Origin of the sequence: Bacterioplanoides sp. SCSIO 12839, from assembly GCF_024397975.1 — a bacterium.
Lineage (GTDB): Bacteria > Pseudomonadota > Gammaproteobacteria > Pseudomonadales > Oceanobacteraceae > Bacterioplanoides.
In genome coordinates this window covers 3,036,375-3,052,049 of sequence record NZ_CP073745.1, presented here as the reverse complement: position 1 = coordinate 3,052,049, position 15,675 = coordinate 3,036,375, and the positions used below count along the sequence as shown (strand labels likewise).

At 47.8% G+C, this 15,675-nt stretch carries 12 protein-coding genes and 1 pseudogene; 7 read left to right on the top strand and 6 right to left on the bottom strand.

The annotated features are described in order from the left end of the window. Nucleotides 1–71: 71 nt before the first annotated feature. From KFF03_RS13850 to KFF03_RS13825, 6 genes and pseudogenes are all read left to right on the top strand, one after another. A pseudogene (locus tag KFF03_RS13850) lies at nt 72–1,402 on the top strand (IS1182 family transposase). Between the two features lie 559 nt (nt 1,403–1,961). Beyond that, complete coding sequence (locus tag KFF03_RS13845; RefSeq protein ID WP_255860924.1) at nt 1,962–3,620, top strand: Ig-like domain-containing protein; 1,659 nt, start codon at nt 1,962–1,964, stop codon at nt 3,618–3,620. Nucleotides 3,621–3,709: 89 nt separating this feature from the next. Then, complete coding sequence (locus KFF03_RS13840) at nt 3,710–4,273, top strand: DUF1566 domain-containing protein (protein ID WP_255857515.1); 564 nt, start codon at nt 3,710–3,712, stop codon at nt 4,271–4,273. A gap of 313 nt (nt 4,274–4,586) precedes the next feature. Continuing rightward, complete coding sequence (locus KFF03_RS13835; RefSeq protein WP_255857514.1) at nt 4,587–5,618, top strand: phospholipase; 1,032 nt, start codon at nt 4,587–4,589, stop codon at nt 5,616–5,618. Nucleotides 5,619–5,713: 95 nt separating this feature from the next. Next, nucleotides 5,714–7,090, top strand: a complete 1,377-nt coding sequence (locus KFF03_RS13830) for a peptidylprolyl isomerase (RefSeq protein ID WP_255857513.1) — start codon at nt 5,714–5,716, stop codon at nt 7,088–7,090. A 4-nt stretch (nt 7,091–7,094) separates the two neighbouring features. Further along, nucleotides 7,095–7,715, top strand: coding sequence for a hypothetical protein (locus KFF03_RS13825; protein WP_255857512.1), 621 nt, complete (start codon nt 7,095–7,097; stop codon nt 7,713–7,715). Between the two features lie 192 nt (nt 7,716–7,907). On the opposite strand, the gene KFF03_RS13820 is transcribed toward KFF03_RS13825, so the two are convergent. Both KFF03_RS13820 and dapC read right to left on the bottom strand, forming a co-directional pair. Next, nucleotides 7,908–8,339, bottom strand: coding sequence for a SufE family protein (locus tag KFF03_RS13820; RefSeq protein WP_255857511.1), 432 nt, complete (start codon nt 8,337–8,339; stop codon nt 7,908–7,910). Between the two features lie 21 nt (nt 8,340–8,360). Then, nucleotides 8,361–9,560 (bottom strand): succinyldiaminopimelate transaminase, encoded by a 1,200-nt coding sequence (gene dapC, locus KFF03_RS13815; protein ID WP_255857510.1) that lies wholly within the window; start codon nt 9,558–9,560, stop codon nt 8,361–8,363. A gap of 196 nt (nt 9,561–9,756) precedes the next feature. Here dapC and KFF03_RS13810 point away from each other — a divergent pair, with 196 nt between their 5' ends. Further along, complete coding sequence (locus tag KFF03_RS13810) at nt 9,757–11,538, top strand: diguanylate cyclase (RefSeq protein ID WP_255857509.1); 1,782 nt, start codon at nt 9,757–9,759, stop codon at nt 11,536–11,538. A gap of 21 nt (nt 11,539–11,559) precedes the next feature. Here the strand turns inward: KFF03_RS13810 and KFF03_RS13805 are convergent, their stop codons facing one another. The 4 genes from KFF03_RS13805 to KFF03_RS13790 form a co-directional block, all read right to left on the bottom strand. Beyond that, nucleotides 11,560–12,675 (bottom strand): BMP family ABC transporter substrate-binding protein, encoded by a 1,116-nt coding sequence (locus KFF03_RS13805; RefSeq protein WP_255857508.1) that lies wholly within the window; start codon nt 12,673–12,675, stop codon nt 11,560–11,562. A 229-nt stretch (nt 12,676–12,904) separates the two neighbouring features. After that, a complete protein-coding gene (locus tag KFF03_RS13800) occupies nt 12,905–14,332 on the bottom strand; it encodes a D-arabinono-1,4-lactone oxidase (RefSeq protein ID WP_255857507.1) in 1,428 nt (475 codons plus the stop codon). Nucleotide 14,333: 1 nt separating this feature from the next. Beyond that, nucleotides 14,334–14,651: a cytochrome c5 family protein gene (locus KFF03_RS13795; RefSeq protein WP_255857506.1), complete on the bottom strand. Its 318-nt coding sequence runs from the start codon at nt 14,649–14,651 to the stop codon at nt 14,334–14,336. A 130-nt stretch (nt 14,652–14,781) separates the two neighbouring features. Continuing rightward, on the bottom strand, nt 14,782–15,663 hold the full coding sequence (locus tag KFF03_RS13790) for a divergent polysaccharide deacetylase family protein (RefSeq protein WP_255857505.1): 882 nt from the start codon (nt 15,661–15,663) through the stop codon (nt 14,782–14,784). Between the last annotated feature and the right edge of the window lie 12 nt (nt 15,664–15,675).

The following is a 15,675-nucleotide window of genomic DNA, read 5'->3' as shown; positions in this document are numbered from 1 at the left end:
TCAACTTTTTGAGCCGCCAGACTGCTGACAAAGTCCTCGCCCTAAGCGGCGGGGATTTTCTATAGTGGGTCATGCTTAAAGATCGCCCACAAACCCAGTCCTCAATCGAATTCGTCTGTATTGATGAACTCGTTCCTCAATACCACCTGCTGCGTAAAATCGATAAGCACATCGATTTTTCCTTTATTCACGACCTCGTTAAAGACCTCTATTGCCAGAATAACGGCCGTCCAGCTCTTGATCCCACATTGATGTTCAAGCTTTTGCTGCTCGGATATTTGTTTGGTGTTCGTAGTGAGCGCCAGTTAATTCGGGAAGTGGAAGTCAATGTCGCCTATCGCTGGTTTTTAGGATTGGGGCTGACCGACAGAATTCCGGATGCCTCCACCTTGAGTCAAAACCGCCGACGTCGCTTTAATGACTCGGATGTTTACCAGCAAATATTTGATCAAATCGTATTGCATGCGATGCGTAAAAAACTGGTCTCAGGCCACGTGCTCTACACCGATTCGACACACATTAAAGCCAGTGCCAACAAAAACAAGCATCTAAAGGTCACGGTAAAACAAGAGCGCCAGGCGCATATGACCCAGCTGGATCAAGCGGTTGAAGAGGAGCGGATACGTCATGGAAAAAAGCCCTTAGCGCCGCCATCGAAGGCGCCAGCCGAGAAGACGATTAAGCAAAGCACAACAGATCCAGAAAGTAGCTACATGGTGCGCGACCATTTTTCTATCTGGATCATCGCACGGTTGATGGTAAAACCAATATCATTACCGACGTCCACGTTACTGCCGGTAACGTACACGACAGCGTGCCTTATATAGAACGGCTGAAATGTCAGCAAGCACGGTTTGGCTTTAACATTAAAGCGGTTGGTCTGGATGCTGGCTACAACTCCGCACCGATCTGTAAACAACTTGAAGATAAGCAGATTTTCGCTGCCATCGCCTATCGCCGGTTAAATCATAAGCCTGGGATGTTCTATAAACGAGAGTTTGTGTATGACTCAGAACACGATCATTACACCTGCCCTGAAGGCCAGATTCTAATTTATAAAACCACGAGCCGAGAGGGCTATCACCATTACCAGTCCGATGGCTCACAATGCAAAAACTGCCCATCACTAAAACGCTGCAACCAAAATGCGAAACACGTTAAAACCGTAACTCGTCACATCTGGCAAGGCAGTAAAGAACGAGCAAGAGAACAGCGGCTGAGTGACTATGGAAAAGCCATTTACGAACGCAGAAAAGAAACCGTTGAACGCAGTTTTGGTGATGCAAAAGAATTAAATGGCTATCGCTATGCGCGCTTCCGTGGTCGAGATAAAGTTCAGGCTCAGGCGTTGTTGACGGCAGCAGCGCAGAATATGAAGAAAATGGCGTTATTGGCAGCCTGACGGCTCGCCAGTCATTATTTTTTACTGATCTTGAGCCCTCAGTGGTCATCAGAAACCGTACCAACAGCTCTCAAAAAGAAAAAGTCTGTAGAGAATCATGTCCTTATAAACGACAAACCCCGGCTAAAAGCCGGGGTTTGTCAGCGATCTGAATCACCTTTGAGGGTGATCACACTTCTGAAAATATTCTTATTCTTTGTTTCCGTAAAAAATCTTTTTCTTTTGGTGCTTTATGAACAAATTCAATTTTTTATTTTCAGGCGTTGCCATTTTAGCCTGTTTAACGGCTTGTGGTGGTGGCGGTGGTTCAAGCTCTAGCCCAGAGCCTACACCTACACCTACACCGACGCCTACACCTACACCTACACCTACACCTACACCGACGCCTACACCGACGCCTACACCTACACCTACACCGACGCCTACACCTACACCTACACCTACACCTACACCGACGCCTACGCCTACGCCTACGCCTACGCCTACGCCTACGCCTACGCCGACGCCGACGCCGACGCCTACGCCGGATCCGGTAAGCGCAAGTAACTCGGTGCTTCGCGTGTTAAGCAATAATGTCAATACGGCTAGCTTTGTTCCTTTGCAGGTCAGAGCACTGGATGAAAATGGACAGCCAGTTGAAAACACAACCGTTGATTTCTCTGCATCCGATAGCAATATCTCGTTTTCACAAGCGAGCTGCCAAACCAATCGCGTTGGTGTATGTAGTGTGAATGTGAACACACAAGCTGCTGGCAGCTATGATGTTGATGTGAAAATTGATAACGAAGAGGTGCGCAATAGCCCAGCCAATATCACCTTTAATACAGAATCATCGGTTACCGTCATCAACAATGGTGCTTTCGCGAATAACATCGATGCGATTACGCTGCGTGCTCACATTGTTGATAGCAGCAACGCGCCCGTTGCCAGCGAGGTTGTTACGTTTGATAACTCCAATATCAATGCACCTGCCAATGGTGAGATTAATTTTTCGGCGCTTACCTGCACCACCGATACATCGGGTATCTGTGAAGTAAATGTTCGCTCTTTAAACTTGGGCTTTAACTACAACGTAGGTGTCAGCACCAGCAATGGTGCCGTGGGTAGTGGGCCAGTCGGCTTTTACTTTAGTCGCATCGGTAAAACTGATGGCCTATTTACGAGCATGACCCCACGTATCGTCAATAACACCAGCGGTTCTGATGACGGAATTTTGATTTATGTGGTGGTTTCTGATGCCTTTAATCAGCTTGTAGATTACGAAGAAGTGAGCTTTCAAGGTAACTCGTCGGATGTCACACTTTCAAACACACGCTGCTTTACCAAGGGGGCTAGTGGTTGCTCAATCAAGCTGACATCCAATCAAGCTGGTAGCTATAACATTACTGCTAGTATTGCCGATGACGCACTGAATGGTGGCCAGCCAATACAAGTCGAATTTTTTGCTCCGGTAACCAATGCCACACCCAGCCAGGGTTTTAACGACACAGGCATCACCATTGGCGGTAACTTCCCAAGTGGTAACAACGCCACGTGTATTGGAGAAAGTGTGGCGTACCAAGACTGTTCACACGGGCGCGATAACACCAGCAACAATGGTAGTAATGGCCTTGGTGGTTTTGATTTCACCAAGCTTGACGCTAACGGCAACGCTTTAGCAGCGAATGCCAGCAGCTGGAGTTGCGTGCGCGATAACGTGACAGGCCTGATCTGGGAAGTGAAAACCACCGATGGAGGTTTACGCGACCGAAACCACCTCTACACCAGTTACGACTCACGCTTCTCCGATGGCGATAGTACGACTGACAGCAGCAACGTTGGCACCGATAAAATCTGGGCAGGCCCCGTCGATACAGGCATTAATAGTGGTGAGGATAACTGCGGAGATAACAATCGGGTATGTACCACTGAGCAGTACGTCACCAACGTGAACAACGCGACTCTTTGCGGTGCAAGCGACTGGCGTATGCCAACCGTCAACGAGCTGCAAGATATGGCTAACCTTGGCCAGCGCGGCACCAGCCTTGATCGTGGCTATTTCCCGAATCAAATCAGCACCACAACCAATTCTTTTGTTTGGAGCTCAACGCCGAGATATATCAACAACTCAAATAGAGAAGTGCTTGGGTTCCGTTACTATACCGGCTTCATCGCGCAGGACAGCCGAAACGACAGCGGAGCTGTTCGCTTAGTTCGCAAAGCGCAAGCAGTCCGCTAACTCAATAGAGTAGAAGCACAACTGAATCGATACATATTATTTAATGATGCTTTAGTGCGTATGAACGTGCTAAAGCATGGAGAAACACAATGAAAACGAAACATCTTTTTTCGCCCAAAGCGCTTATCCCGAAATTCATGTTAATCCTAACGGCAGGACTGGGCAGCGTAAGCGTTAATGCAAATTGCTCCGATGCCATCACGCCCACAGCAGCGCTAAATAACTTCAGAGTCCTGGACTCCGCGAACGAAGTGCAAGATTTACGTTCCGGGCTGATCTGGAAACGCTGTGTGGTTGGCAGAAGCTTTGATAAAAGCACCGCCTCTTGCAGCGGTACCAGCGGTCGCTATGACTGGCAAGGTGCCTTACAGCAAGCCGAACAAGCGGCAAACAATTCAGGCTTAGCCTGGCGCCTACCAAGTATTAAAGAACTCAATAGCATTGTGGAACATGCGTGTACGCCAAAAACAAACAGCTTGTTCAGTTTCCCGTCGCCAGTCTGGTCTGGAACGCCCTATACAGGTTTTGGTAGTCAAAACAGAAGCTACCTTGTTGACTTTAGATTTGGCGTGCTGTTTGGAAGTCGTTCTATCAACAACATGTATGAAGTGATCCTGGTGCGCGAAGCTCCGCAACCCAGTTCTCAAATTTAAGCAACTGGCCCGTTAAATCATGGATTTAATGGGCATATTTTGCTCCTTTACCGCTATCGCCCCAAGCAGCTCAGCCCCTCTGTTATTGATGATCAATATCTGACTTTAATTTGATATATTATAATGTTTTATAATTCGTCGGTCGTAATATTCACTTAGGAAATGTGGAGCCAGCTTGCTCGTTATTGGTACTTATGTATTGCAAGGAGATGGTAGGAAGAAGTAATCTTTACGGCTAATGAATCGTGGGTTTGCGCCGTTGGTGCCAACCCATTATAAAATAAGCCAATAATAAAAATACAGGTGACTCACCATGAAAACTTCCCTGACTGTTGCTATGACGGGTGCATTAGCATTAGCCGCTGTGAATGGGCATGCGTTTACGCAGCCAACACACAAGCGCATTGTCACCGATGCCGTTGCTTATATGCAGGCCAACCCAGACACCACTAACTTTGCCAAGCTTCAAGCCGCCGCCAATGCTGCGGGTTATAGTATTGATGAGTTTGCGGATGCCATCGGCCAGGGAGCCTATGATGTTGATGACTTTAAAGATACTTACCTGTGTGGTTCTGTCACGGGCGATTGTGTTCAGGCACCTGTCTTTGGCATTGGTAGCTTCATAGCGACCTACACCGCATGGTGGCATTTTCAGAATCATTCCCGTAGTGGCGATGTGCATGGAAATGATATTCCGGGTTACAACAACAGCCATATTCCAGTGAAAGGTATTGAAGATCGTTTATTAAGTACCTGGCTGGTGGGTGATCATCTGGATGATGGTAAAGGTGGCATGACGGGTTGGTGCTTCTGGTGGAGTTGCGCCGAAGACTCCGAATATAACTCCTATGGCATTACCGAAAAAAATTATCGTCTCGACACGCACTCATCAAAGTCACATTACGATGATTTTGAAGATGCGGCATTTCAACCCATCGATAATCTCGGCCAGTATTGGTACAACGAGTTTCTGAAACGACCAACGGCTCAGACTCTGGGTTTTGCGTTGCATACAACCGATTTATTACAACCTCATCACACTTGGTCAACCTCGGGTAATCACCATGGCGGTTGGGAATCCTGGGTTCAGGATCATTACGACCAGAAAAACATGAATGATACAGCCGCCGTTACGGACGCGTTAAATTCATTTACCCCTATCGCTGCAGAGCAAAAAGACATTCGACCTCTGTTGACCGAGGGTGGTGCTATCTCCTATGGCCGTGGCGGTATTATTCTGAGCAGCACCAGTGATGCTGACCGCTCCGAAGTTGCTGCGATTGTGATTCCTCATGCCATTGCAATGACAGTGCATGTTTTGAATCATGCGGCTGAGCAGTTCTGACAACCGCTTATCGAGGGCCTGTTAACAGGCCCTGGCATGGAAGGCGGGCAAAGGTCCGCCTTTTTTATTTCTGAATAAGGGGGCATGGAAATCTTGTGAAGACGTTATTAACGCTGCTGTTTAATGGCTTGCTTGTGGTTAATGTCATGGCGGCAGTTCATTATGATATTTCTGACCCTGATGTGGTTGCTCAGGTTGATGATCTGATATTAAGCCCTCAGGTGATCGACATATTCTGGCAGGCTTATAATCACCCGAGTCGTCCGATCACTCCGCCTCAGGCTATGCAACGTATTGTGGATGAGGCTTTGTTAGCTCAGCATGCTCGTGCCGTGTTGGCAGACTCACAACTGAATCAGGAAAATAAGGTGGGTTTCCTGAAGCAGGTCGAACAGCAAGATCGGGCGACCGCACTACTGCGTAAATTCTTTGAAAAACCTTTATATAACGCGATTCAGAATCTTCCCGGAAAAAGTTTGGATGGCATCTATCAGTTCAATGACGATGTGAATATTACCTGGCTGAAAAAGCACTTTGTTCTTGAATCAAAACTGCGGGTGGAAGCCACCCCGGAACAAATTCAGCTGGCCAAAAACACAACACTGGCTTCCGTAACATTGAGTTCTGGAGCGCAGACCTCATTAACTCAGACCTCAGAAGAAACGGAGAAGTCGATCAAAATACTGTCGCTGTGGGATATTTATCAGCGCTTAAATGTTCAGGGGCGGGTGGCCGTTCATAATGGCGATCTGAATTTTCTCAAAGCTCAGGTTCGCCAGCATGTTGGTTCCTTATTTGTCCTTTTCTGGGCGCAATCGAATATGGCAGAGCAGGATTATCAGGCTGTTTTCCAGATTGTGATGAACGAAAGTGATAAAACCACGCTGATGAAAAACCTCGGTCTGCACACGGATATTCATAATGACAATCCGGTGTTACGCGAAAAGGCGAAGCAGGTTTCTGAGGAAGAAATCCTGGCTTTTTATAACGAGCATAAAGAAGAATTCCGGGTGATTGAAAAAGTCAAAGCGCGTCATTTGCAGTTAACGTCCCAACAACAAGCCGACGATGTGTATCAGGAAATTAAACGTGGGTTATCGTTTGAAGCGGCGGTGTTAAAATATTCTGTGGCGGATGACAAAAGCAAACAGCCTGCCGGGAATCTGGGATGGCTAAAGCGCAATGATAAACAACGCAGCTGGTTACATTCTGTGGCATTTACACAACCTGCAGGTAAGGTGTCGGTGCCATTTCGTAGTCCACAAAATGCTGGTGCGATTGTTTATGAAATTCTTTATATTGATGAGCGTGTGGAAGGTTATTTACCGGTAACAGACCCAACGGTGAACTATGAAGCCAGTCGTGATATCGCTTTAAAAAAACTGAAACGCAATTTTTCAATACTACAGGCTGAGTTACGTAAAAATGCGCACATTCGCTTAAACCAGTCGTTAAAGGGTAATGGGAGATAAAGATTTGAAAGTCGTTTGGGGTGCTGTCATCGTTGTGTTGGCAGCTGTTTATTTTTTTGTATCGGACCAGTCACGTGTCGCCATAGAAGACGCTTCTGTGTTTGCTCAGAAAAATAACATACTGATTAAAGATGCTGTACCAAGCGAAAATACGCAGCCTGTTTTGATTTCGGAGTCACATACACATACTGAGAGTGAAGAATCTGCTCACACTGAGGGCTTTTCTTTCTCAGAAGAAAAAATTGCGGCATTAAGAGAGAGTCGAATCAATGGGGATGATCGAACCCCCACACTGAACCAAACCCGTGTTAGGGATGAGTTACCCTCATCCGAAGAGCTGGCAGATCCGGAGCTGTATCAGCAGTTTGAGCGACGTCAGCAAAACCGCATGTTTCGTGCATTTGTTGAATCCAGTAAAGCGAAAGTACTGGAGCTCGAAAAAATGATTGAGCAGGGCAGAGAGCAAGGTATCAGTGATGAGCAAATAACATTTGCTGAGCAAAAAATAGCAGGAATAAAAGCAATGGCTGAGCAACTCAAGCAAGAACATCCGGAAATTATGGACGACAGCTATGCACCACCAGAAGATTGGCTGCTGCATTCATCTCAGGACGGTATTGATTAATGATTTCTGAATGCTTGTTAATAATATCAGTAAGAACGACAGGCAAAAAAAATGGGCGAAGACTTACTTCGCCCGGAATAGAGTGGATTCGTTCAAATTACATGTAAAATAGTGTGATCACAATACGACTTTTACATTAGCTTTAATAATTTTGTAACTGTCGACATTTTGACTGAGATGTTCGTCAGAAAATCAGCTTTTTTGAGCCGTTTCTTGTATTTTGTGTACCATCGCACGCAAACCATTGCCCCGGGTTGGACTCAGGTGTTTGACCAGATCAACCCCTTCAAAGTAGGCATCAATATCAAATTCGAGAATCTGCTGAGCGGTTTTATGATTGTAAGCCGCCAGAACCATCCCTAATAAACCACGCACAATATGAGCGTCAGAGTCGGCTTCAAAACTTAACACGCCATTATTATTCTGGCTGTCGATCCACACCTGGCTCTGACAGCCGCGCAGCAGGTAATCGTCATTTTTTTTATCATCGGCCATAGCCGGTAACTGTTTACCAAGATCAATGATGTATTTGTATCTCTCTTCCCAATCATCAAAAAAGCCAAGGGTATCCAGGACATCCTCACTGGTGATGGTTTTGCCGAAATCGTTTTCCGTGATGCTCATGGTTAAATGGTTCGCTTTTATTCAGTGACTGAGAGATTCGATAAACTGGCGGATACGTTGTGCTGCTTCAATACATTCATCAACGCTGGCAACCAGTGCCATACGAACCCTGCCAGCGCCAGGGTTAATGCCATCAACCGTGCGTGATAAGTACGAGCCTGGTAACACAGTGACATTTTGCTGAGCAAACAATTGCTGCGCGAACTCTTCCTCATGGATAGGCGTTTTCAGCCATAAATAGAAGCTGGCATCGGTTTGTCGGACATCTGCAACCGGTTGCAGAATGTCGAGTACTGCAGCAAATTTCTGGGTGTATTGGCGACGGTTTTCTTCAACGTGTGTTTCATCATTCCAGGCAGCAATGCTGGCCAACTGTGTCTGAATCGGCATGGCACAGCCATGATAGGTTCGATACAGCAAAAAAGGTTTGAGTAAATCCGCATCACCGGCAATAAAACCAGAGCGCAGGCCAGGTAGATTGGAGCGCTTCGACAATGAATGAAAGACGACACAGCGCTTGTAATCATGACGGCCAAGGCGTTGACACGCTTCCAGTAATCCCAGCGGTGCTTCTGTACCGTCGACATAAATTTCGGAGTAACACTCATCACTGGCAATAATGAAATTATGTTTATCGGCCAGGGCAATCAGCTTTTCCAGAGTCGCAAACGGAATGACAGAGCCTGTTGGGTTGCCAGGAGAGCATAAGAACAGAAGCTGGCAGTTTTCCCAGGTAGTGGCATCCACGGCGTCGAAGTCCGGAATAAAATTGTGCTCTTCAAGGCACGGCAAGAAATGTGGCTCAGCGCCTGCCAGGTAGGCTGCCCCTTCATAAATCTGATAAAACGGATTCGGGCTGACGACCAATGGTTGGCTGGCAGTGCGATCAACCGCGGCCTGAGTAAAAGCAAAAATGGCTTCGCGGGTACCGTTCACCGGAATCACCTGGGCAACCGGATCAATACTCTTCAGCTGAAAACGCTGTTGCAGCCATTGTGCAATGCTTTCGTTCAGTTCAGGCAGACCTTTAGTAGTCGGGTAATTCTCAAGACGATGGATATTATCAATCAGGGTTTGCTGTACAAAATCGGGGGCCGGGTGTTTAGGCTCGCCAATCGAAAGTGCGATATGTGTCAGCTCTGTATTTTCTGATACGGCCGCTTTTAATTTTGTTAGTTTTTCGAACGGATAAGGCTGTAATTTGTTAAGATCCGGATTCATACCACACCAGTGTTTTGCAAGCATTATTCAGGGCGGCAGTATATCAGTTTGTCGTTATGATTGCTGAATATGCCAATTTCTTCTGGGACCATCAGGGAATTTGATATGTACCAAGTTGTTAATGGACTAACTGTATTCTAATAATTATATGAGCCATCTATTGATAAGTTATTTTCGTAAGCTGTCTGTCATCGGTGTGTCATTGTTACTGCTGCTGGCCGCGCCTGGCGCATTATCCCGGGCAGTATCCGGGCAGCTGGACGCGTTTGACTGGGACCCTCGTGAAGAGCCACTGCCGTTAGTCGGTGAATGGGGCATGAATTGGGGCGAACTGACTCCGGCTGATCAGTGGCAGCCACCACGGGCTCCCTGGTTTGAGATGCCATCTACCTGGGATAGTAGTGCTGGACGTCAATATCCAGGGGTTGGTTATGCCACGTTTACACTCAACGTCAGTCACCTTTCATCGCGTTATGAATATGCGCTGCTCATTCCGGAGTTATCCACCGCATTTCGTTTGTATGTGAATGAGCGAATGGTGGCTGAGGGAGGCACTGTCGCGGATCAGCAAGCACACGCACAGCCCTATAGTGGTAATCAGTTAGTGATGATCCCACCTCCAGATCGTGGCCAACTTCGTCTGAAGCTGCAGGTCTCAAACTTTCATCACAATAATGGCGGGCCGTGGCAGGCTATTGCTTTAGGCCAGCGTGAAATGATGGTGGATGACTTTTTCTCGGTGACCGTTTATGAGGCCATTGTGGCGGCGTTAATGGTGATCATGGCCATCTTATTAGTGCTCGAATATCATGTTGATCCAAAAGATCGTTCTGGTTTGTGGCTTGGGTTATTCGCTCTGGTGTTAGGAGTTCGCCTGGGGGTCACAGGTTATACCCCGTTTTATTGGTTATTGGATGGGCAGCTTACCTGGGAGCTGCATATGACAATTGAATACCTGTGTATGCTGACGGCACCAATGTTTTTTCTGTATTGGATTCATGCTTGTTTCCCGCAAGATCTATCGTTACGTGTCGTCAGGCTGATCAGCTTTCCATTTGCCATCAGTGCGATCACGTGTTTGTTGTTGCCAACCCTGTACTTCAGCGTGTTGTTTGATGTCTTCATTTATATGCTGATGATCACAACGGTGGGAGGCATTCTCCTGTTGTTGCGGATCAGCTGGCGTGGACGCGAAGGTGCCGTACTGCTGTTAGTCGGAGTGCTTACCTTAGGCATTGCTGTGACGCACGATATCCTGTTGAACCTGCAGCTGATACTTGGTGCGGAATGGATTGCTGCCGGGCTGTTGTTTTTTGTATTGATGCAAACCAGTAATTTATTAAATTTGCGGGTTAAACAACGTCGTCAGATTGAATTTCTGAGTACTGAATTAGCCAACGCCAATCAGGAGCTTGAATCCCGTGTTGAATTGCGTACCCGGGATCTGGCTGACAAAGCTCAGGCGCTTGAGCGTGCCAACAATCAGCTGCAGGTACTGGCGAATGTTGATGGTTTAACCGGTTTGCTGAATCGCCGTGCGTTTCTTGAACAAATGCAACAGCTCAGTGATTTATCGGTTCGGGTTGCGTTGTTATGGATCGACCTGGATCACTTCAAGCACATCAACGATACCTACGGTCATGCCGCTGGCGATAAAGTACTGAAAAAATTCGGTCATATTCTCAGGCATTTGGGGCGTGACCAGGATCGCACAGGGCGATTGGGAGGAGAGGAGTTCGCTCTGTTATTGCTGGATTGTGATAAAGCGGGTGCGGAACATTATGCACAACGTTTACAGCAGTCCATGAAAGAGATGACTTTCCCAGACTGGCCTGAGCTGCAGGGGATTACTGCCAGTATCGGTATTGCCATTGGTCGTTTGGGAGATGATATTTGGGAAGAGCTGGTGCGCGATGCCGATGAGGCCATGTATCAGGTCAAACACGATGGCCGCAATGGTTATCGGTTTGCGGAGTAACGCAAACCGATAGACCTGTGGTTAAAAAAACAGCAGCGATCCTTTAACACCCTGTACATACCAGTTCATCCGATGCAGTGCTTCATCATCCAGCGCTTGTCCCTGGCGGACCCGTGTACGACCCCGGTGGTTGGTGATCGGCCCGGCAAACACTTGCTTTTTTCCTTCGGTAATCTGACGCTGCAACTGCTCCACATCCTGCAGAACATCGGCCGGAATTTTGCGGCTCAGATGCACTAATCGTGAGGTCGATTCTTTCATACCGGTCCATTCACTGCCGCTTTGCCAGTTATTATTCAGCAGTGCTTCGATGCGTTTAACGTAGTACGGTGCCCAGTCATGAATGACGGAGGCTAGGTGGTACTCCGGGGCAAAGGATGACATATCCGCATGATAACTGATCACATATGTCTGACGCTTCTCCGCAACCTCTGCCACGGCAGGAGAGTCTGTATGATGAGTCATCACATCCGCTCCCTGATCAATAAGTTTGTTTGCCAGCGAGGCAGCCTTTTCAGGGGCGTACCACGACTTGGTCCATTCCAGTAAAACTTCGGCATTCGGGTTGGCAGCCTTCACTCCCAGTGTAAAAGCATTAATGCCACGGATGACTTCTGGAATGGCATGGGCGGCAACATAACCAATTTTATTACTGCGGCTCATTTTGCCGGCAATATAGCCCGCCAGGTAACGCGGTTCATAGGCCCGGGTGGCGTAGTTGGCCAGGTTCACTGAGCTGCGGTCGCCGGTGGCGTGTTCGAACTTCACATCTGGGTTCTGGCGCGCAATATGAGCAGACGACACCATATAGCCCATGGATGTGGTGAAAATAATGTCATTTTCATCCGCCAGTTTTTGCAGTGTTTCGCGAGAGGAGCGACCTTCAGGTACAAACTCAACATAGCTGGTTTCCACTTTGCCGCCAAAGTGTTCATCAATTGCCTGACGGCCCTGGTCATGGGCGTAACTCCAGCCAACGTGATTAGCAGGGCCAACATATACAAAGGCTGCTTTTAATGGTGCGGCATGTGCTATTCCAGAAAGAGTGGCGAGGGCTGTAGTGAGGGTTAAGATGCTTGTAATTGTTGTAGTTATTATCAGCAGTATTCGTTTTAGGTAGGTAAGTCGACTTGCCATAGTGAAACCTCGTTGCTTCATTTGCTGATTATTTGGTCAGGCCGGGATTTTCCTGATTGAGTGGTCAGGAATCAATTGTGAGTGTTGCATTTGTCAATGCGGGCTGAGGTTTGCGCTTCCTGTTGTTGCTTTTGTGGACAATTAGCAAAGCTTTATAATTAAGCAGGCATAAAAAAGCAGCCGGTTGGCTGCTTAGAAAGGTGTGTCAGCATTTTTGCTGTAAGGCGTGTTAAACGCCTAACGTATGCTTCAGGTGATCGTTCAGGAAACGGCCCTCTGGGTCCATTTCCTGACGCACTTTGAGAAAGTCATCAAAACGCTCGTAACGGGCAGCCAACTCTTTCGCTCCCAGGGTATGAATTTTCCCCCAATGTGGACGGCCATCGTATTTCCAGAAGATTGGCTCAATGGCAGCAAAGTATTTTTTATAGTCTTTATCGTGGAAGTTATGACAACTGATTGAGAAACCATCGCGCTTATAGAACGGGCTTAACCAGAAATCATCACCTTTGACATAACGGGCTTCAATCGGGAATACCACCGGAATATTTTTTTCTTTGATCGTTGCCAAGACTTCGCGTAAACATTCAGGGCCAACTTCAGCCGGAACCGTGTACTCCATTTCGTTAAACAGAATGTCGCGCAAGTTGCCGAAAATCTCCCAGGATTTGCCGTAGCGGGTTTCCGGTTCAACGCCACTGGCGCCAAAGTTAACCAGCCAGCTACGCATGAAAGGCAGGTAGTCGATCACATTGGATAAGGTTCGGAACGCTTCATAAGCATCGCCGGAGTTGGCCGGTTCTTCTGCCGGAATATCGGCCGGATCCACCTTATCGATGGCAACACCTAACATGTAGTCGCTGTGTGGCAACGCAAACATTTCGTAATGACGATGTTGATCGCGCAGCTCCGCCGCTCGTGCCAGCCCTTCTTCCTCTGACATCATCCAGCTGTGTTCTTTCAGGTGGTAGGCTTTATCGGTTTTGATACGCGCTTTGGTTAAGATGCCCAGCGCACCCAGGTTATTACCGCCAGCGTAGAATAAATCGCTGTTGTTGGACTCGGAGCACTCAACAATGTCGCCGGCCGCATTGGCAAAACGCATTTGGGTCATATGGGTGGATATTGAGCCCAGGTTTTTACCCGTACCATGAGTTGAAGTGGCAACGGCGCCACCAAAGGCCTGAGTATCAATATCGGATAAGTTGATCATCGACATATCATGCTCCCACAGCTTTTTGCCCAGCTGTGAGAGTCGGGTACCGGCCCAAACATCGGCTTCCATGGCTTGTGGATCAACATTCTCGATGCCGCGTAACCGTGCTAATGACAATAAAGTTTGGTCGGTAGGGACCAGGCCGGAGAAGCTGTGGCCAGAGCCAACCGAGCGAATGTTCTGACTGGCGTTGCGGATAGCATCGAGCAACTGATCTTCATTGCGGGGGACCCAACGGTCACTAGGCTGACAACTCTGATTGCCTGACCAGTTGCTCCAGGGTAAAACCCGTTTCCCGTTCTTATTCACAATGCCAACCGGTGCGGCTGGTTTTGGTTGTGATGAACAACCCGAACTGCCAACAGCGGTGCCGGCTAACATGCCCAGTCCCGCCGACTTTAATAACTGGCGGCGGCTGAGTGGGATGCGATCAAAATTCATATTATTTCTCCTGCGCCATATAACGAATCAGGTCTTCCATATCTTCAGCGGCACACTCACCACAAGTTCCCATGGCTGGCATATTTCCAATGCCGGTAATGGAGTTGTTCACTAAGGTGTCCATACCCTTGTCCAGGCGATCCTGCCAGTCGCTGGTGAAGGCCTGGGGTGCGCCAGAGGCTGCTACTGCATGACACGCTGTGCAATAAAGTTCGTACAGTTCAACGGTGTATTCATCAACTTCATCATTGGCTGTGGCGCTGGTGGTGAACGCCAATTGACTGGTCAGTCCCAGCACTAAGAGCAATAAACGGTGCATAAGGTAGATCTCATAATTGTTGTTATAAAGTACTGTTTATTCAGCTTTTAACGGAGGGTACCCAAATTGGAACTCTCGTACAAATTAAAAGTTGTAATAACAGCCATAGAGAATGATTTATGGTGTGTTGTCAGTGTGTTGTTCTGGCCTCAAATGCGGGTCGGTGGAAGGGCTGAAGTTGGTATTTTGATGGCGTGAAGTGATCGCTTTGATTGCCATACCAGAAGTTGTCATTCCAGATGTTGTCCTGCCAAAGGTGCTGTTTCAGGTATTGGCTGGCACCGACCAGGCTGACGTTATGTTGTGACAAATTGGGCAATTCACGTTTCAGCACGCTCAGAGTTTCCGGGTATGGATGACCAATCGCGACTGAAATTCCCCGTTTTTGAGCGCGTTTGATGGCTTTGTCTAATTGTTGCTGAATGGCATCTTCTTCGGCGACATGATCGAGAAAAATATCGCGTTTGAGACTGGGAAGTCCTGCCTTAAGTGCTTCGCGCTGAGCGACACTGTGCGCCGTGGTCAGGCTATCGACAAAAAATAATCCCTGCTGTTGCAGTACCTGCATCACAACCGACATGGCTTCGGTATTTTCGGTCAGCTGACTGCCCATATGATTGTTAATGCCTTCAACGTAAGGAATTGCCTGAATATTATCCAGTAATGTCGCTCGCCATTGTTCCGGGTTCATCTCTTCGGTCAAACCACCCGGGCCTAATTTAGCCTGAGCTTTATTGGCCATGGGCGCATGTAGCATAACCGTGTGCCCTGACTGATGGGCTTGTTCGGCCAGCGAGCGCGAAAACGGGGTGTGCGGTAAAAACGCCAGGTTCAGTGGCCCTGGAAGTTCCAGTGTTTGTTGGCCCAGCGCACGGTTATAACCAATATCATCAATAATCAGGATGAGTTGCGGCTCAGCCAGAAGCCGGTGTGATGTGGTCAGTAAGGTCAGCAGAAATAAAAAGCCGGGCAGTTTGCCCGGCCAGTATCGAGAGTGTAACAAAGCCATCATTGGTCGTTTTCA